The sequence below is a fragment of the Roseovarius sp. THAF9 genome (assembly GCF_009363715.1).
Lineage (GTDB): Bacteria > Pseudomonadota > Alphaproteobacteria > Rhodobacterales > Rhodobacteraceae > Roseovarius.
In genome coordinates this window covers 2,680,355-2,696,577 of the sequence record NZ_CP045404.1, presented here as the reverse complement: position 1 = coordinate 2,696,577, position 16,223 = coordinate 2,680,355, and the positions used below count along the sequence as shown (strand labels likewise).

The window sequence follows — 16,223 nt, the reverse complement described above, 5'->3', positions numbered from 1 at the left end:
ATGCGCAAGGCCAAGACATCCTCGCGCCGGGAGCCGACCATTGCGCTGATCAACATCGTGTTCCTGATGTTGGTGTTCTTCATGGTGGCGGGCACCCTGTCGCAGCCGTTGGACAAGGACCTGAGCCTTGTGCGGACGGCGGACCTGGAAGGGCGGTCGCCGCCCGACACGCTGATCGTGCATCCTGACGGGCGGATGAGTTTTCGCGGCGAGGATATCGCGTCGGCCGAGGATTTCCTGGAACGGCGCAGCGAGGAGGAGCGCGAGGTGGTGCGCGTGGTCCCCGACCAGGAGCTGTCGGCGCAGACTCTTGTGAATCTGGCTCGGGATCTGCGCGGTGCGGGGGCGGAACGCGTGGTGATCGTCACCCAGAGAGGGCTGGAATGATCGCGTCATCCCGGCTTGTGAAAATCTTTGCCGCCACGGCCGCACTTGTGATGCATGGTACCGTCGTGGCCGCAATTTTCGAGGCCGAGGTGATCGAGATCGAGGGCGATGCGGGCGGCGTGGAGGCCAGCATCGGCAACAGCTTTGCCGACATGGCGGCGGGGGTGATGACGCCGGATGCCACCGAGGAAGCTGTCGAGGAGACGCCACCGGAGGAGGTGACATCGCAGGAAACGCCCGAAGAGGTTACAACGGAGGACATGCCGGAACAAACCGCGCCGGACATGCCCGAAGAGACCGCGCAGGACCGGCCCGAGGACAGGTTGCCCGAAGTCGAGCCGCGGGAGACCGCCGAGCCGGTGGACCAGGCCGAGACTGTCGTGCCCACCGAAACGCCCGCCGAAACTGTGCCTGACCCGGTCGATCAGGCGGAGATCACGCCGAACGTGCCACTGGTCCCGGTGACCCCGTCCGAGACCGTGCCGGAGGAAAGCGTGCAGCCGACAGAGCCGCAGCAGGCGGAGATGCTGGAGCCGGTGGACGAGGCGCCGACGGCGGTGACACGCTCGTTGCGGCCCAAGCCGCGCAGCGCGGAGTTCGAGAAGGCGCACAAACCCGAACCGCCCACGGCGCAGCCGAAGAAGAGACAGCCCAAGCCCAAGCGTACGACGCAGTCGAAGCCCAAGCCGCAGCCCAAGGGCAACGCGCAGCAGAACGCGCGAGCGGGCAGTGCCACGGGGTCCCAGACCCAGACCAGATCGGCGGCGCAGGGCGCGGGCAAATCGCAGGCCGCCGGCAATGCCGCGGCCAGCAACTATCCCGGAAAGGTCATGCGAAAGATCTCTCGCGTGCCGCGGCCGCGCGTGGGCAGCCGGGGCACGGCGGTGGTGGCGTTTCGCATTGGCGGGAATGGCCGGCTGGCCGGCGTTTCGATTGCGCGCAGTTCGGGCTCGCCCAAGCTGGACCAGGCGGCGGTGCGGATGATCCAACGGGCTGCCCCGTTCCCGCCGCCGCCTGCAGGGGCGCGGACCAGTTTCTCGATCAACATCAAGGGCAGTTGACGGCGCTTACCGGACGATCCGGTGATTGCTCAGGCCCCAGTCGGTGTAGAGATCGGCGATGATGGTGCCGAACTGCGCTTCGGCGTTTTCCAGCGAGCTGCGCGTATCGCGCGGGCCGCCGAAGATCACCGCCGGGTCGCCGATGGATATGTCGTCGAGGCCGGTGACGTCGGCCACCGTGGTGTTCATGGAAATGCGGCCCAGGATCGGCGCCTCGTGCCCGCCGATCAGGACCGTGCCGCTGTTCTGTCCAGCACGGCGGATGCCGTTCGCATAGCCGATGGAGAGGCAAGCCAGGCGGCGGGGGGTGTCCAGAACGAAGGTGCGGTCGTAGCCCACGGTGGCACCCGCCGGATAATCGCCCACGCTGACGACGCGGGTCATGAGGTCCATCGTGATTTGAAAGCCCCATTCGGGCTTGAGGATGCCATAGAGAACGGCGCCGCAGCGGTACATCTGGGTCTCGACAGGCTCGTCGGAGACGAGGGTCAGGGAACTGCCCGAATGGATCAGTATATTTTCGCGGGTCAGGGGGCCTTGGTCCAGGACCCAGTCGGCGTGCTGTTGAAAGAGCGCGGCGCTGGCGCGCAGGTCGTCGGGGGTATTGCTTGGAAAGTGGGTGCAGATGGCGGTGATGCTGTCGCCGAGGCGGTCGAGGATGGCGCGGCAGGCGGCACGGCCCTGCTCGGTTTCAATCTCCAGCCCGTCGCGGGACATGCCCATGGCGTTGAGCGACAGGTGGGCGCGGACTGGGGCGCCTGTGGCCCTGAGTGCAGACAGGTTTTCGGCGGCCTCGACCGTGCCGACCTGTTCCTCCACCCGGTCGGGCAGGGCGGCGCGGGCCTCAACCGGCGTGGCGGCGCGAAGACGGATGAGTTGGCCGTCATAGCCGGCGTCGCGCACCGCGCGGGCCTCGGCATTCGAGGTGATGGCGATGCAGTCGATTCCGTGGGCGCGGACCAAGGGAACAACGGTGGCGATGCCGTGGCCATAGGCGTCGGACTTCAGCACGGCACAGAAGCGGCGGCCCTTGGGGACACGGGACAGAGCGATGCGGATGTTGGCGTCGATCCGGTCGCGATGCACCTCGCACCAGGCGTCGGGGATCGCGGGGTCGGTCATGTGTCGGGCAGGCCCAGGAGACGGTCGACGATGCCGGTGAACTGGTCGATGACGACGGGCAGGAGCGCGTCGGGGAAATCGTAATCAGGGTTGTGCAGCTGGGGCATGTCGGTGCCCGCGCCGACATAGAGCATCGTGGCCATGGCGCCATCATCGCCGATGCGCCCGAAATCCTCGGACCAGCGCATGGGGGTGGGCATCTCGTTGACCTCGTGCCCCAGATCATGGGCCACATGGCGGGCGATGTCGGTGGCGTCGGTGTCGTTGACCACGCCGCGAAAGACATCGTGCCAATGGATATCGAGCGTCAGATCGCCTCGGGCGGCTGTTACTTGCGCCGTCGCAGCCTCGATCAGCCGGTCCATGCCCTCATTGGTCATGGTGCGCAGGGTGACGCGCAGTTCGCCATCGGCGGGGGCGATGCCGAAGGCGGGCTCGCCAAGGTTGGCATGGGTGAGGGTGGCGAGGGTGAAATCTGTGTCGGCAATGGTGCCTTGGCTGAGTGCGGGAAGGGCCATTATTAGCGTCGCCATGGCGGGGCCGGGCGACAGGCCGTCCTCGGGCGCGGCGGCGTGAGAGCTTTTGCCGGTCAGCAGAATCTGCATCCCGCGCGAGGCGCAGTTGGCGGGACCGGAGCGCAGGCCGATCTCGCCCAGCGGGCGGCCGGGGACGTTGTGGTAGGCGAAGGCAAAATCCGGGCGGATCTCGGCCCATTGCGGGTCTTCGATCACGGCCTGCGCGCCCGCGCCGGTTTCCTCTGCCGGTTGAAAGAGCAGGATGACGCGGCCCTTTGCGGGCCGGGTGGCGAGGCGCATGGCGACGCCCAGCAGGGTAGCCATGTGGCCGTCATGGCCGCAGAGGTGGCCCTTGCCGTCGATCTGCGAGACATGGGGGATGTCGTTGATCTCGCGAATGGGCAGGCCGTCGAGTTCGCAGCGCAAAAGGACCGTGGGGCCGGGAGCGTGGCCGGTGAATTCGGCGGCGACGCCATGGCCGCCGAGACCTTGCCAGATGCGGTCGGCGCCGAGGGCGGTGAGTTCGCGCGTGATGCGCTTTGCGGTCTCGACCTCTTCGCCGGACACTTCAGGCTGGCGGTGCAGGTCGTGGCGCAGGGCCGTGAGGTAGGCGATCTGGTTGGAGGGGAGCGTGGTCATGGGCGCCTCAGAAGATTTCCATAAGGCCGGCGGCGCCCTGGCCGCCGCCGACACACATGGAGACGACGCCCCATTTCGCGCCCCGACGGCGGCCTTCGAGCAGGATATGCCCGGCCATGCGGGCGCCGGACATGCCGTAGGGGTGGCCGATGGAGATGGCACCGCCGTTGACGTTGAGCTTGTCGTCGGGGATGCCCAGCGTGTCGCGGCAATGGAGAAGCTGCGCGGCGAAGGCCTCGTTGATTTCCCAGAGGTCGATGTCGTCTTGGGAGAGACCCGCGCGGTCCAGCAGGCGGGGGATGGCGTGGACCGGACCGATGCCCATTTCCTGCGGCGCGACGCCGGCGACGGCGAAGCCGCGCAGCGCGCCGAGGGGGGTGAGGTTGCGGCGGGCGGCCTGGGCTTCGGACATGACGACGAGGGCGGCGGCGCCGTCGGAGAGCTGGCTGGCGTTGCCGGCGGTGACGGTTTTGCCCTCGCCGCGCACGGGCTGGAGGTTGGCGAGCCCCTCGGCAGTGGTGCCGGGGCGGTTGCATTCGTCCTTTTCAAGGCAGACGGGTTCTTCGTGCGTTTCTTTCGTGGCCTTGTCGGTGACCAGCTTGGTTGCATCGACGGGGATGATCTCGTCGGCGAAAAGGCTGGCGTCTTGCGCCCGCGCGGTGCGCTGCTGGCTTTGCAGGGCGTAGGCGTCCTGTGCGTCGCGGCTGACGCCGTAGCCGGCGGCGACGACCTCTGCCGTATCGAGCATGGCCATGTAATAGCTGTCGGGAACGCCAGGATCGCGGTAGCGGTGGGCGTTCCAGTGGTCGTTCTGGACAAGGGATATGCTGTCGAGGCCACCGGCGAGGGCGACGTCCACACCCTCGGCCCGGACCATGTTGGTGGCGATGGCGAGCGCGTTGAGGCCCGAGGCGCATTGGCGATCGATGGTGGCGCCCGCAACGCTGTCGAGCAAGTATGCCGCCTGCGCGATGTGGCGCGCGACGTTGACGCCGGAGGTGCCTTGGGTGAGGGCGGAGCCGAAGATGGCGTCCTCGACCTCGGCCCCTTCAAGCCCGGCGCGGGTGAGCGCGGCGCGGACGGCGGGCGCGGCGAGGCTGGGGGCTGTCAGATTGTTGAAGGCGCCGCGATAGGCCTTGCCGATGGGGGTGCGGGCGGTGGAGACGATGACGGCGTTGCGCATGGCTCAGGCCTCCTCGATGCCGCACCAGTCGGCGATGAAAAGCGCGGTGGCTTTAGTCACGCGGCGGAGGCTTTCCAGGTCGACCCGTTCGTTGAAGCCGTGGATCGCCTCGGCGCGGGGGCCGTAGACCAGCGCGGGCGTGTCGGCATAAAGGCCGAAGAAGCGCGCGTCGGTGGTGGCGGTGATCGGCTCTCGGGTGAGCGCCTCGCCCGTGACGGTTCGGTGGGCGGTTTCGAGTGATGCGACGGCATTGGTGGCGGTCTGCGAGCTGTCGCGCGAGAGCGCGTAGCCTTCGGCGTGAAAGCCGTGGTAGACGATCTCGGGCAGGGAGTTGCGCAGGAAGGAGTTTTGGAGTGCGGCGTCGCGGATGACCCGGCTGATTTCCTGTTTTGCGGCGTCGAGCGATTGACCCGGGAAAAGCCCCATGCGGACGTCGAAGACGGCCCAGGCGGGGACGGAGCTGGTCCAGTCGCCGCCCTCGAACTTGCCGATGTTAAGGTTCAGCGCGTGATCCATGTGGGCGTATTCGGGCGGGCGGTTGGCGGCGTCGTTCCAGCGGTGTTCCATGTCGTGCAGGGCCTGGATCAGTGGAAAGGCCGCCTCGATGGCGTTGGCGCCGGTGCCGGCATAGGCCACATGGGTGGGAAGGCCCTTGAGGTGGACCTGGAACCACAGGACGCCAAGCTGGGCGCTGACCAGTTGTTCGGCGAAAGGTTCGGGGATGAGCGCGGCGTCGGCTTTGTAGCCGCGCGCGAGACAGGCGAGCGCGCCGTTGCCGGTGCATTCTTCCTCGACGACGGATTGAAAGTGGACGTCCGCGGCAGGGGCGAGGCCGCAGGCGCGGAGCGCGTCGAGGGCGAAGAGGTTAGAGGCGAGGCCCGCTTTCATGTCGCCGCCGCCGCGGCCGTAGAGCCAGCCGTCTTTGACATGCGGCTCGAATGGCGGGCTGTCCCACATGTCGAGCGGGCCGGCGGGGACCACGTCGATATGGCCATTGAGGATGAGCGAGCGGCCCTTGGAGGTTTTGGAGCGGTGGGTGGCGACGACGTTCACGGCGTCCTCGTAGGGGCCGAGGACAGGGGAGAAGCCGGGGAGGTGTTGGATGTCGGCAAGGTCGATCTGCCAACGGTCGATGTCGTAACCACGGGTCGTGAGTTCGGAGGCCATGAAGTCCTGCGCGGACTGTTCATTGCCGCGGGTCGACGGGTGGGACGTGAGCTCGGTCAGAAACGCGACTTGTCGGTCGAAGGCGGCGTCGACGGCGGCGCAGAGGCGGGTTTTGAGGTCGTCGGTCATGGTCTCTCAGAAGGTCGGAATAGGGGCGTCTGGGATCGCTATGGCGGCGTCGGTGGCGCGGGTCACGTCCTCGACGCTGGTGCCTTCGGCAAGTTCGGTCAGGGCGAACCCTGTTGGCGTGACGTCGATCACGGCGAGGTCGGTGAAGATGCGGGCAACGCAGGCGCTGGCTGAAAGCGGCAGGGCGCAGGTTTGCTTCAGCTTGGGGTTTCCGGCGCGGTCGGTATGGGTGGTGAGCACGGCGACGCGGCGGGCCTTTTGTGCCAGTTCGATGCCGCCGCCCGCGCCGGGGCTGAACTTGCCGGGGATCTTCCAGTTGGCGAGGTCGCCTGTCTGGCTGACCTCGAAGGCGCCGAGCATGGTGAGGTCCAGCCGGCCCGAGCGGACCACGGCAAAGCTGGTGGCGCTGTCGAAGAAGGCCGAGCCGGGGATGGGCGTGACATAGGCGCCGCCTGCATCGATCAGGTTGCGGTCGGCGCGCTCGGGCGAGAGGGCGGGGCCGATACCGGTCATGCCGTTTTCGGTGTGAAGGCAGACGGGAAAATCGGCGGGCAGGTGGTTCACCACCTTGGTCGGCAGGCCGATCCCGAGGTTGACGACCATGCCCGGTGCAATCTCGCGCGCGGCGCGGGCCACCATGCGATCCCTAGCGTCGGACAACGGCGTAATCCTCTGTAATCTCGGGCAATTCGGTGACGTGATCCACGAAGACGCCGGGGGTGTGGACGGCGTTGGGATCAAGCTTTCCCAAGGGCACGACGCGCTCGGCCTCGGCGATCACCAAGGGCGCGGCCATGGCCATGAGCGGGTTGAAGTTCTGGGCCGTGGCGACGTAGGCGAGGTTGCCGAAGGGGTCGGCGGTGTCGGCGTGTATCAGGGCGACGTCGGCGCGCAGGGCAGGCTCGACTAGGTAGGATTTGCCGTCCATCTCGACCACCTGCTTGCCGCGGGCCAGTTCGGTGTCGATACCGATATCGGTGAGGATTGCGCCGATGCCGGCGCCGCCGGCGCGGATACGTTCGGCGAGGATTCCTTGCGCGTTGAATTCGACCTCGATCGCGCCGGAATTCATCAGGCCGATGGCGTGGCTGTTGAGGCCGAGATGGGTTGTGATGAGGCGCTTGACCTGTCCGCTTTGCAGCAGGTGGTCGATGCCCATGCCGGGTTCGTTGGCGTCGTTCTTGATGAGGGTTAGGTCGCGGGCGCCGTGGGCCACGAGGGCGCGGATCAGGGTCATGGGCGTGCCGGGGACGCCGAAGCCGCCGACCATGACGGTGGATCCATCGTTGATGTGGGTTATAGCGGCCTCGATGGAGCAACGCTTGTCGGGGAGCCTCATGCCGCAGGCTCCACCGGCAGGCCGATCTGAAGCGCGAAGGCGTCGAGGGCATCGCGCAGGATCGTCATCATTTCGCTGATTTGGTCCTCGGTGATGATAAGGGGCGGGGCGACGAGGAAATGATCGCCCTTGGTGCCGCCACGCGTGCGGCGCGAATAGATGATGAGGCCGCGTTCGTAGGCCAGTTCGACGAGGCGGTCGTGTGCGTTGAGTGTAGGGTCCAGCGGTTCCATCGTGGCGCGGTCGGAGACGAACTCGAACGCGGTCAGCAGCCCCTTGCCGCGCACGTCGCCAATGAACGGGTAGCGGTCCATCAGGGCGCGCAGTTCGGTCATCAGGACATCGCCCATGCGGGCGGCGTTGCCGATGAGGTCGTGCGCTTCCATCTCTTCCAGCACTGCGAGACCGGCGGCGCAGGCCAGAGGGTTGCCGGCATAGGTGAAGCCGTGGGCGAAGCCGCCCGCGTCGAGCACCGGATCGACGAGGCGGCGGCCCGCGACCATCGCGCCGAGGGGCGCGTAGCCCGCGCCGAAGCCCTTGGACATGGCAACGATATCGGGGGTGATGCCCCAGTGTTCGGCGGCGAGAAACCTTCCGGTGCGGCCCGCGCCGGTCATGACCTCGTCGTAGATCAGCAGCACGCCGAACTCGTCGCAAATCTCGCGGATGCGGCCATAATAGCTGTCCGGCGCGACGAGCGCGCCGGTGGAGGCGCCGCCGACGGGTTCCATGATGAAGGCCAGCACGGTGTCGGGGCCCTCTGCGAGGATCTTGTCACGCAGAAGGTCGGCGTATTTGAGGCCGCGCGCCTCTTCGGTGAGGTTGTCGCGGTCGAGATAGGTGGTGGGGGCGGCGACCTTGGGCATCTCGCTCATCATGGGCGCGAAAGGGTCGCGCAGGGGGGCGTAGCCGGTGAGGTCGAGCGCGCCGAAGGTGCAGCCGTGGTAGGACGGAAAGCGCGAGATGACCTTGTAGCGGCCGTTATGGCCTTGGGTCAGGGCGTATTGGCGGGCGAGTTTCACGGCGCTTTCCACCGCCTCGGACCCGCCGGAGACGAAGAACACGCGGTCGAGGCCGTCGGGCGTCATGGCGACGGTTTTTGCCGCCAGATCCTCGGACGGGTGGGTGCGGAAATGCAGGCGATAGCCGAAGGTGGCCTTGTCCATCTGCGCCTTCATCCTGGCAAGAACGCGCGGGTTGGAGTGGCCGATGTTGGAGACCATCGCGCCGCTTGATCCGTCGATGTAGCGCTTGCCGGACTCGTCGATCAGGTAGATCCCCTCGCCGTGGTCAAGGAACGGTCGCGGGTTGCGCGACTGGTAGAAGAGGTAGGACGTATTGTCGGTCACTTGGCGCCTGCGAGGTGCTTGCGGAGGAATTCGCGGGTGCGTTCCTTGGTGGGGTTCTTGAAGACGACGCTGGGCGGGCCTTCCTCGACCACCACGCCCTTGTCCATGAAAAGCACGCGGTCACAGACCGAGGCTGCGAAATCCATCTCGTGGGTGACGATGATCATGGTCATGTGTTCCTCGGCCAGCTTCTTCATAACCTGGTTCACCTCGTCCACCAGTTCGGGGTCGAGGGCGGACGTGGCCTCGTCGAAGAGCATGAGCTTGGGTTTCATGGCGAGCGCGCGGGCGATGGCGACACGCTGTTTCTGGCCACCGGACAGTTGCGAAGGGTAATAATCGATCCGTTCCAGCATCCCGACCTTGTCGAGCTGTTCCTCGGCCAGCGCGTCGGCGTCGGCCTTGGACAGGCCCTTGAGCAGCTTGGGCGCCATGGTGACGTTGTCGCGCGCGGTCATGTGGGGAAACAGGTTGAAGTGCTGGAACACCATGCCGATGTCCTGGCGCATCTGGTTGATGTGCTTTTCGTACTGGCGATAGGGCAGGTCCTTGTTCACCTGCACACCGTCGAGCCAGATTTCGCCGCCCGTCAGCGCGTCGAGGTCGTTGATGGCGCGCAGGAGCGTGGACTTGCCCGAGCCCGACGGGCCGATGATCGCCACGATCTGGCCGCGGGCGACGTTGAGGCTGATATCCTTCAGAACCTCCAGCTTGCCGAAGGATTTCTGGGCGTGCTTGATTTCGACGAAATGTTCGGTGTCGGTCATGGTCTGTCTCCTGACGATCAGCGCGAGATTGCGATGCGGCGTTCGATGCGGCGCTGCACCCATTCCATGCAGAGGTTGATGACGTAGTAGAAGGCGGCGGCGACGAGGTAGAACTCGAACGGTCTGTAAGTGGCACCGATCACGCGTTGCGCCGAGAGGGTCAGTTCGCTGACGCCGATCACCGACACCAGCGCGCTGTCCTTGAGAAGCGCGATCATGTTGTTGCCAATGGGGGGGATCACGTCGCGCACGGCCTGCGGGATGACGACCTTGCGCAACGCCTGGCCGCGGCTGAGGCCCACGGTGCGGGCGGCCTCCATCTGGCCCTTGTCGACGGACAGGATGGCGGTCTGGATCAGTTCAGAATTGTAGACGGCAAAGTGAAGGCCCAGCCCGATGATGCCGGCGACAAAGGCGGGCAGGTCGATGCCGATCTGCACGAGGCCGAAATAGATCAGGAACAACTGCAACAGAAGCGGCGTGCCCATGAAGACCCATTCAAGCAGGCGGAAGGGCTGGCGGATGATCCACGGCGCGTAAAGCGCGATGACCGCGAAAATGATCCCGCCGAAGAAGCTGACGAGGGCGGCGGCGACGGCGATGAAGATCGTCCACAAACAGCCCAGCAGGATCACGTCAAGATGTTCCGGAACAACCGTAAAGTCGAGGCCCATTGTGGTTTTCCTTTCCGATCAGTTGATCTGGACGCGGCGGTCCAGCCAGGCGACGGCCCGGCCGGTGGCGTAGATGATGATCATGTAGAGAATGCCCGCGAGCAGGAACATCTCGAACGGTTTGTAGGTGGAGCCGATGTAGCGCTGCGCGGTGTAGGTGAGTTCGACCACCGAGATGGCGGCGACCAGCGCCGTGGACTTGATCAGCATGTTGAGATTGACGCCAAGCGGGCGGACCATAAGGCGGGCGGCCTGGGGCAGGATGGCGTTGTAGAACGCCTGCCAGCGGCTGAGGCCCAGGGTGCGGGCGGCCTCGCGCTGGCCCTTGGGGATCGAAATGATCGCGCCGCGGATGGTTTCGGTCATGTAGGCGCCGACATTGACGCCGAGGCCGATCACGCCGGCTTCGAACGCGTCGAGCTGGATGCCGATCTGGGGTCCGCCGAAGTAGAGGATGAAAAGCTGGATGAGGGCGGGCGTGCCGCGAAAGACGCTGACATAGGCGGCGCCGAGGAAGCGGAAGACCGCGAGGCGCGACAGCCGCATCGCCGCACCGAGCGCACCGCAGGTCAGGCCGAGCAGGGCCGTCAGGACCGATAGCTGGATCGTCACCCACGCGGCTTGCAGGAAGAAGGGATAGACCCTTTGCATCAACTCTATGTCCATGGCGTGTCCTTCTGGCAGGTCGCGGGGCCGGGGCGGGCGCGAGGCTTTGTCCGGCAAGATCGGGTACGTATTTGCACGGGGCCGGGGCACGGTGCAGTGCGCCCGGGCCGCCTGTCGGTCCGATCGGGTTCAGGATCCCGGAAGGCCCCGCCCACCTGCGATGGCGGCGGGGCGAGAGGGTTTAGCGGATATCCGCGCCGACCCACTTTTCGGCGAGTTCGAGATAGGTGCCGTCTTCCATCATGGAATCGAGCGCCTCCTGCATGGCGGCGGCGAGTTCCGGGCTGCCTTCGCGGATGGCGATGCCCGCGCCGAAGGGCTCGGTCGTGGGATCGGCGAACATCTCGTATTCTTGGCCTTTCTCGCCCATGGCGAGGATGGCGGCGATGGAATCGTTCACGATGGCGTCGACGCGGCCATTCTCAAGCTCCAGCAGCAGTTCGGGCAGGCCCTTGTAGGTGCTGACGTTGTAGCCGCGCTCGCGCGCCCAGTCCTCGTGCGTCTCGCCCAGGGTCAGGCCGACCTTCTTGCCTTCGAGATCCTCAAGGCTGGAGATGCCCGAGCCGGGCTGGGTGAAGATGGCGCGCTTGTCGGAATAGTAGGGGCCGACGAAATCCACGACCTCGTCCCGTTCCTCGGTGATGGTCATGGAGCCGACGATGGCATCGTACTTGTTGGACAAGAGCCCGCCGATGATTCCGTCCCAGGCGGTGGTGACGATCTCCGCCTCGAGCCCCATGCGCTTGGCGATTTCCTTGCCGACGGCGGGGTCGAAACCCACGACCTCGTTCTGGTCGTTGACGAAGTTGAACGGCGGGTAGGCGCCGGACATCGCGATGCGGATGACACCCTTTTCCTTAAGGGTTTCAAGTTCTTCCGCGGCAGCGGGCGCGAGGCCGGTCACGGCAAGTCCCATGGCCACGACAACGGATTTCAGAACGGTTCTGCGGAATGTCATATGTCTCTCCATGTTGGTTTTTATGGCGGGTCTTGCGCCCACACATCATAGGCGGCGTGCGCCGCACCTACAAAAGCCTTGCATGGGCAGGATTATCGCGCAAATAAATAATAAGCATCCTTATTATAGGTAAAATCTATGAGCCTTCCCCAGCGCCCGCGTTTTCCCTGGAACCTGGACTGGAACCTGTTGCGCACCTTCATGGTGGTGGTCGAGCAGCGCGGCATTTCGAAGGCCGCGACCCATCTGGGCCTGAAACAGCCCACGGTGTCGGCGGCGCTGAAACGGCTGGAGCAGACGATCGGAAAGACGCTGGTGATCCGCAAGCCCAACGAGTTCACCATCACGCGGGCGGGGCAGGTGCTTTATACCGAATGCGCGACGATCTTTGGCACGGTGTCGCAGATACCGGCGATCCTGGACGAGGACAATGCCGAGTTGCGCGGGCATCTTTCCATCGCGATCACCAGTTCGGTCATCTCGGAGCATTTCGACAGCATCCTGAACCGGTTCGCCCAGGCGCATCCCAGCGTGACCTATTCCTTCACCGTCTACGAGAGCGATGAAGTGGAGACGATGATCAAGCTGAACCGGGCCAGTTTCGGGATATGCCTGTTGTCGAGCGTGCCCAAGAGCCTGACGACGCGGGTGCTCTACCGCGAGTATTTCGGGCTGTATTGCGGGGCGCGGCATCCGCTGTTCGGGGCCGAGGAGATCCGGCCCGAGGACCTGGAGGGCGAGCCTTTCGTCGCGTTCCAGACCGAAGCCGAAGGTGGCCCCTTGGAGGCGATCTCGAATCTGCGGGCGCGGCTGAACCTGTCGCGCGACTGGCGCGGCGTGTCGTCCAGTCTGAATGAGATCCGGCGCATGATCATGGCGAATGTAGGGATCGGGGCGCTGCCGCTGCACGTGGCGGCACAGGACGTGGCGGCGGGGCATATCCGGCAGCTGCCGCCCTATGACAACCTGCCGATGGTCAATATCTACCTGCTGAGCAACCCGTCACGCCGCCAATCCGAGGCCGAGGCGAAATTCCTTGAGGTGGTCGAAAGCAATTTGTCGAGCGTCGGTTTGGAGGAGCGAACCTATGGCGAAGGGTGACGTGGCAGGTCAAGGCATTAGCCGTCCGGGCAATACTGCTTGACGATGTGCGTCACCTGATAGCGAAAACGAGGCTTGGCATCATCAAGCACCAGCTGACCTATCCTGGTGGGACAAAGGCACCCCCCAGCATTCAAGAGTCGTCACGTGTCGAAGAAGACGCAGGGCGCGTTTTGCTCGACGGCCCAGTGTCGGTAAAGGCCGATGTCTCGACTCGCATTGCCGCGCTCATCAAGAACCGGCTAAGTCATTGATAGTAAATGAAAGCGTTGGAGATGGAGTTGCCCCGGTTTCGTGGACACGTTTCACTGAGAAGGGAGCGTTTTTTTATACAGAGAACGAGGAATCCGCACCCGACGGGATTTAGGGAGCAATTGGTTGCACTAGCGCGAGCTGAGCGCAGTGTTGAATGCCTGGCGCGGAGTACGAACCCTGCGCTGGCACGATTCATGACTGGGCCAAGCAGGCGGAAGCTGAGGATGGTGAACGTGATGACCGCCTGACAGGCGCTGAGCTGGAAGGGTCGCGTCAGTTGCGGCGCGAGGTGAAGCAGCTGCGCCAAGAACGAGATATCTTGTCAAAGGCAGCGGCTTGGTTTGCACAAAACGATGTGACATCGCGGAGGTCTTCAAGTTCTTGACCGCGACCCAAGCCGCGTATTCGATCCAGTTGATGTCGCGCAGGCTGGGGGGTCCCGCAGCGGTTTTTATGCCTATCACGGCTGTCCTTAGGCGCGATGACGCGGAGGATATGGCCGTTCTGGAGGTAGGCCTGCATCTCAGATCAGTTTCGAAGATTGAAAGTAAAAACCCGGGTCCGAGCCGCATACTGCTTTGACACAGCTGCCAGCCCGTCCCGGGAGATTTGGTCATTGAAATAGATGTTTCCTATCTAGAACTCGGCCGGCTAGTATCTTGCCAACCCGAGAGAACAGATCTTACAGACCACTCACTGCCTTCCCCTGGTTTGCCCAGACGGCCTTGACCGCCCTAGCCTGGTGCGCAGTTGGCTTATACCCAAGGCTGCTACCAGAATTCCCAGAGGTAAGTTCTGTCCTCCTGTTAATCAGTATTAACCAAACGCGTGTTTCGGACTGTGAACGGGATCACATGTTTTCGATTTTGTATTCACTGGCCGGATCTGAAACAATTTTATTGCGCAAATCGACAGGGAACGCTCCGAAGCGTTCCCTTTCCGTGAAAGTTTCACATAGGCCGCGAGGTTTCAGCGACCGTGCGTATTCTTGATGATATCCGCTGGGGAGACGATCTGGATGATGCCTTGGCGCATGGAGATCTTGCCCTCGTCCTGCAAAAGCTTCAGTTGTTTGTTGATCGCCTCGCGCGTGACGCCCAGCATCTCGGCCAACGCGCTTTGAGAATACTTCCGGCCGAGGTCCAGCACCTCATCGTTGAGCGAGCCGTGTTTCAATCCGAGTTCCGCAAGCATCTGCAGCAGCCGTTGCGACAGGTTCTCGAACGCGAAATTCTGAAGGGTTGCATTCGACTCGCGCAGCCGCTGGGACAGGTAACGGATCACGTGCGCCGCAAGCGCCGGTTCGTCGGACAGGAGCGCGACCATGGTTGCCGTATCAAGGTGAAGCAGGCTGGAGTCCTCCAGCGCGGTCACCGTGGCCGACCTGGGATCGGGGCTGACCAGGGTCATCTCGCCCAAGGGCGTGCCATGTTCCGGTACGGCGAGGGTCAGAACGTCACCGTCCGAATTGACGATGCTCACCCGAACCAGACCGCTGCACAGGACATAGAGACCGTCAGACGGATCGCCCTGGTGAAACAGGACCTTCCCGCGCAGAAGAAACACGCCGTGGGCCCGCGCCGCGATGCGTTTGACCACGTCTTTCTTCAGGTCCGAGAACAGCGGGCAGGAGCTGAGATATTTCCGCTTCTGCTTGTCCGCGATGTTCATCCAATGCTCCGTTAACGTGCGCGTGTTCGACCCAGTGAAACCAATTACAGCAGACCGATTGCAAGAATCGCCACATAGGTAAGCTGATGCGCCGCCTGATCCAGGCCGACCAGCCTCCAGAACCCGGCCTCGTCAAGATCGGCGTTTTCTTTCTGAAGGTTGGCCTTCTGCCAGTCGATGACGTGATGCACGAAAACCTCGGCCAATGCCAGCACGACGATCAGCACCGGCCCGCCGAGACCCGCAAGCGCCATGACAGGTAAGCTGAGCAAACCGTGCAGACCCGCATGCGCCAACCCGGCGGGGTGCAGAAACCGCTCCTTGTTTGAGAGCATTTCACCCGTCTGCCATCGAAAATCCGCAAAATAGTGTTTGACCTGTACCAGGACGAGAAAGATCAGGATCCCGCTCTCGGTCACTCTGCCGCTGCCTTCTGTTGAGTCAGGGCCTTGTTGGCCGCGACCAGCTTGCTGCGGGTATCTAGGTGCATGCCGCTTTCCAGCGCGCGCCGGAATTCGATGTCGGACTTTGCCAGGTCCGACAGGGCCTCGGACGATATCATGAAAAGCCGGCTTGGCTCTGCCGTGCGCACGGTCGCGGAAGCGGGCCCCTTTTGCATGACGTTCATTTCACCGACGAGCCCGCCGACGACAGTGCCGATCTTTTCAGACGAAGAAAACACGTCAGCCGAGCCTTGGGCGAGGTAGGTCAGGTGCGTGACGGGTTCGTTTTCCTGCGTGATCCTGATGCCCGGTTCGGCGTCGAGCCAGATGCCGTGGTCAAAGAACTTGCGCGCGGTTGTCCTGGAAAAGTCCGGAAAGATCCTGGCGACCAAGGCGCTTTCCTCCTCGTTCAATCGGGCCATCCGATCCAGCAGCAACATGCGCGTCAGGCCGACGATGCTGATGATGATCCAGAAAATCTGAATGATCGCGGAAGACAGGTTGAAGGCGACTGTCAATCCGACGAGAACAAACGACGCCGCGAGGAAATTAAGGATCACATAAGGATAGCCGTGTCCGCGGATCACCCCTGTCTGCAACAAGGCATATGCACCCAGATAGAGCGCGACACCGCAATATCCGATCCAGTGATATACGTCTTCGGGGATACCGTACAGCATCCGCTGGCTCCGTCAGGTGGCTTTGGCTTGTATCCGGTATACCACTTTTTCCAATCCTGGCGAAGTACGGGTGCCTTTGGGCGTTTATCATCAGCTACATTGACCGGCGAGGGACGA

17 protein-coding genes are annotated in these 16,223 nt (G+C 64.0%); 3 read left to right on the top strand and 14 right to left on the bottom strand.

Annotated elements, in window-relative coordinates:
* Positions 1-387, top strand: a complete 387-nt coding sequence (locus FIU86_RS13375; protein ID WP_152475532.1) for a biopolymer transporter ExbD — start codon at positions 1-3, stop codon at positions 385-387.
* The gene (locus FIU86_RS13370) at positions 384-1,448 is read left to right on the top strand and encodes an energy transducer TonB (protein WP_152475531.1); all 1,065 of its coding nucleotides are present in this window, start codon (positions 384-386) and stop codon (positions 1,446-1,448) included. The genes FIU86_RS13375 and FIU86_RS13370 overlap by 4 nt, the downstream gene beginning before the upstream one ends.
* Before the next feature lie 6 nt (positions 1,449-1,454).
* Here FIU86_RS13370 and FIU86_RS13365 read toward each other — a convergent pair whose 3' ends face one another.
* The 11 genes from FIU86_RS13365 to FIU86_RS13315 all read right to left on the bottom strand — a co-directional run bounded on the left by FIU86_RS13365 (position 1,455) and on the right by FIU86_RS13315 (position 11,956).
* Complete coding sequence (locus tag FIU86_RS13365; RefSeq protein WP_152475530.1) at positions 1,455-2,570, bottom strand: alanine racemase; 1,116 nt, start codon at positions 2,568-2,570, stop codon at positions 1,455-1,457.
* Positions 2,567-3,724, bottom strand: coding sequence for an amidohydrolase (locus FIU86_RS13360; protein ID WP_152475529.1), 1,158 nt, complete (start codon positions 3,722-3,724; stop codon positions 2,567-2,569). Before FIU86_RS13360 ends, FIU86_RS13365 begins: the two co-directional genes overlap by 4 nt.
* A 7-nt stretch (positions 3,725-3,731) precedes the next feature.
* Entirely contained in the window at positions 3,732-4,907 is a 1,176-nt protein-coding gene (locus FIU86_RS13355; protein WP_152475528.1) for an acetyl-CoA C-acyltransferase, read from the bottom strand.
* Between the two features lie 3 nt (positions 4,908-4,910).
* A complete protein-coding gene (locus FIU86_RS13350) occupies positions 4,911-6,203 on the bottom strand; it encodes an ArgE/DapE family deacylase (RefSeq protein WP_152475527.1) in 1,293 nt (430 codons plus the stop codon).
* Between the two features lie 6 nt (positions 6,204-6,209).
* Complete coding sequence (locus FIU86_RS13345; RefSeq protein ID WP_254703838.1) at positions 6,210-6,863, bottom strand: 3-oxoacid CoA-transferase subunit B; 654 nt, start codon at positions 6,861-6,863, stop codon at positions 6,210-6,212.
* Positions 6,850-7,542, bottom strand: coding sequence for a CoA transferase subunit A (locus tag FIU86_RS13340; RefSeq protein ID WP_152475526.1), 693 nt, complete (start codon positions 7,540-7,542; stop codon positions 6,850-6,852). The genes FIU86_RS13345 and FIU86_RS13340 overlap by 14 nt, the downstream gene beginning before the upstream one ends.
* On the bottom strand, positions 7,539-8,891 hold the full coding sequence (locus FIU86_RS13335; protein WP_152475525.1) for an aspartate aminotransferase family protein: 1,353 nt from the start codon (positions 8,889-8,891) through the stop codon (positions 7,539-7,541). Before FIU86_RS13335 ends, FIU86_RS13340 begins: the two co-directional genes overlap by 4 nt.
* The gene (locus FIU86_RS13330) at positions 8,888-9,658 is read right to left on the bottom strand and encodes an amino acid ABC transporter ATP-binding protein (protein ID WP_152475524.1); all 771 of its coding nucleotides are present in this window, start codon (positions 9,656-9,658) and stop codon (positions 8,888-8,890) included. Before FIU86_RS13330 ends, FIU86_RS13335 begins: the two co-directional genes overlap by 4 nt.
* Positions 9,659-9,675: 17 nt before the next feature.
* Positions 9,676-10,332, bottom strand: a complete 657-nt coding sequence (locus FIU86_RS13325; RefSeq protein ID WP_152475523.1) for an amino acid ABC transporter permease — start codon at positions 10,330-10,332, stop codon at positions 9,676-9,678.
* Positions 10,333-10,350: 18 nt separating this feature from the next.
* Positions 10,351-10,998 (bottom strand): amino acid ABC transporter permease, encoded by a 648-nt coding sequence (locus FIU86_RS13320; protein WP_152475522.1) that lies wholly within the window; start codon positions 10,996-10,998, stop codon positions 10,351-10,353.
* Between the two features lie 181 nt (positions 10,999-11,179).
* Positions 11,180-11,956, bottom strand: coding sequence for a transporter substrate-binding domain-containing protein (locus FIU86_RS13315; protein ID WP_152475521.1), 777 nt, complete (start codon positions 11,954-11,956; stop codon positions 11,180-11,182).
* A gap of 138 nt (positions 11,957-12,094) precedes the next feature.
* Between FIU86_RS13315 and FIU86_RS13310 the strand changes: the two genes are divergently transcribed.
* On the top strand, positions 12,095-13,057 hold the full coding sequence (locus FIU86_RS13310) for a LysR family transcriptional regulator (protein WP_152475520.1): 963 nt from the start codon (positions 12,095-12,097) through the stop codon (positions 13,055-13,057).
* A gap of 1,224 nt (positions 13,058-14,281) precedes the next feature.
* On the opposite strand, the gene FIU86_RS13305 is transcribed toward FIU86_RS13310, so the two are convergent.
* From FIU86_RS13305 to FIU86_RS13295, 3 genes are read right to left on the bottom strand one after another with little or no spacing between them, the layout of a single operon-like run.
* The gene (locus FIU86_RS13305) at positions 14,282-14,983 is read right to left on the bottom strand and encodes a Crp/Fnr family transcriptional regulator (RefSeq protein WP_152475519.1); all 702 of its coding nucleotides are present in this window, start codon (positions 14,981-14,983) and stop codon (positions 14,282-14,284) included.
* 44 nt (positions 14,984-15,027) lie between these two features.
* Entirely contained in the window at positions 15,028-15,402 is a 375-nt protein-coding gene (locus tag FIU86_RS13300; RefSeq protein ID WP_152475518.1) for a DUF3307 domain-containing protein, read from the bottom strand.
* Positions 15,399-16,106: a cyclic nucleotide-binding domain-containing protein gene (locus FIU86_RS13295; RefSeq protein ID WP_152475517.1), complete on the bottom strand. Its 708-nt coding sequence runs from the start codon at positions 16,104-16,106 to the stop codon at positions 15,399-15,401. Before FIU86_RS13295 ends, FIU86_RS13300 begins: the two co-directional genes overlap by 4 nt.
* Between the last annotated feature and the right edge of the window lie 117 nt (positions 16,107-16,223).

Excerpts from the sequence above, each read along its gene's own strand:
- FIU86_RS13375 (WP_152475532.1), top strand. The coding sequence starts at position 1 with ATGCGCAAGGCCAAGACATCCTCGCGCCGGGAGCCGACCATTGCGCTG.
- FIU86_RS13370 (WP_152475531.1), top strand. The coding sequence starts at position 384 with ATGATCGCGTCATCCCGGCTTGTGAAAATCTTTGCCGCCACGGCCGCA.
- FIU86_RS13365 (WP_152475530.1), bottom strand. The coding sequence starts at position 2,570 with ATGACCGACCCCGCGATCCCCGACGCCTGGTGCGAGGTGCATCGCGAC.
- FIU86_RS13360 (WP_152475529.1), bottom strand. The coding sequence starts at position 3,724 with ATGACCACGCTCCCCTCCAACCAGATCGCCTACCTCACGGCCCTGCGC.
- FIU86_RS13355 (WP_152475528.1), bottom strand. The coding sequence starts at position 4,907 with ATGCGCAACGCCGTCATCGTCTCCACCGCCCGCACCCCCATCGGCAAG.
- FIU86_RS13350 (WP_152475527.1), bottom strand. The coding sequence starts at position 6,203 with ATGACCGACGACCTCAAAACCCGCCTCTGCGCCGCCGTCGACGCCGCC.
- FIU86_RS13340 (WP_152475526.1), bottom strand. The coding sequence starts at position 7,542 with ATGAGGCTCCCCGACAAGCGTTGCTCCATCGAGGCCGCTATAACCCAC.
- FIU86_RS13330 (WP_152475524.1), bottom strand. The coding sequence starts at position 9,658 with ATGACCGACACCGAACATTTCGTCGAAATCAAGCACGCCCAGAAATCC.
- FIU86_RS13325 (WP_152475523.1), bottom strand. The coding sequence starts at position 10,332 with ATGGGCCTCGACTTTACGGTTGTTCCGGAACATCTTGACGTGATCCTG.
- FIU86_RS13320 (WP_152475522.1), bottom strand. The coding sequence starts at position 10,998 with ATGGACATAGAGTTGATGCAAAGGGTCTATCCCTTCTTCCTGCAAGCC.
- FIU86_RS13315 (WP_152475521.1), bottom strand. The coding sequence starts at position 11,956 with ATGACATTCCGCAGAACCGTTCTGAAATCCGTTGTCGTGGCCATGGGA.
- FIU86_RS13310 (WP_152475520.1), top strand. The coding sequence starts at position 12,095 with ATGAGCCTTCCCCAGCGCCCGCGTTTTCCCTGGAACCTGGACTGGAAC.
- FIU86_RS13305 (WP_152475519.1), bottom strand. The coding sequence starts at position 14,983 with ATGAACATCGCGGACAAGCAGAAGCGGAAATATCTCAGCTCCTGCCCG.
- FIU86_RS13295 (WP_152475517.1), bottom strand. The coding sequence starts at position 16,106 with ATGCTGTACGGTATCCCCGAAGACGTATATCACTGGATCGGATATTGC.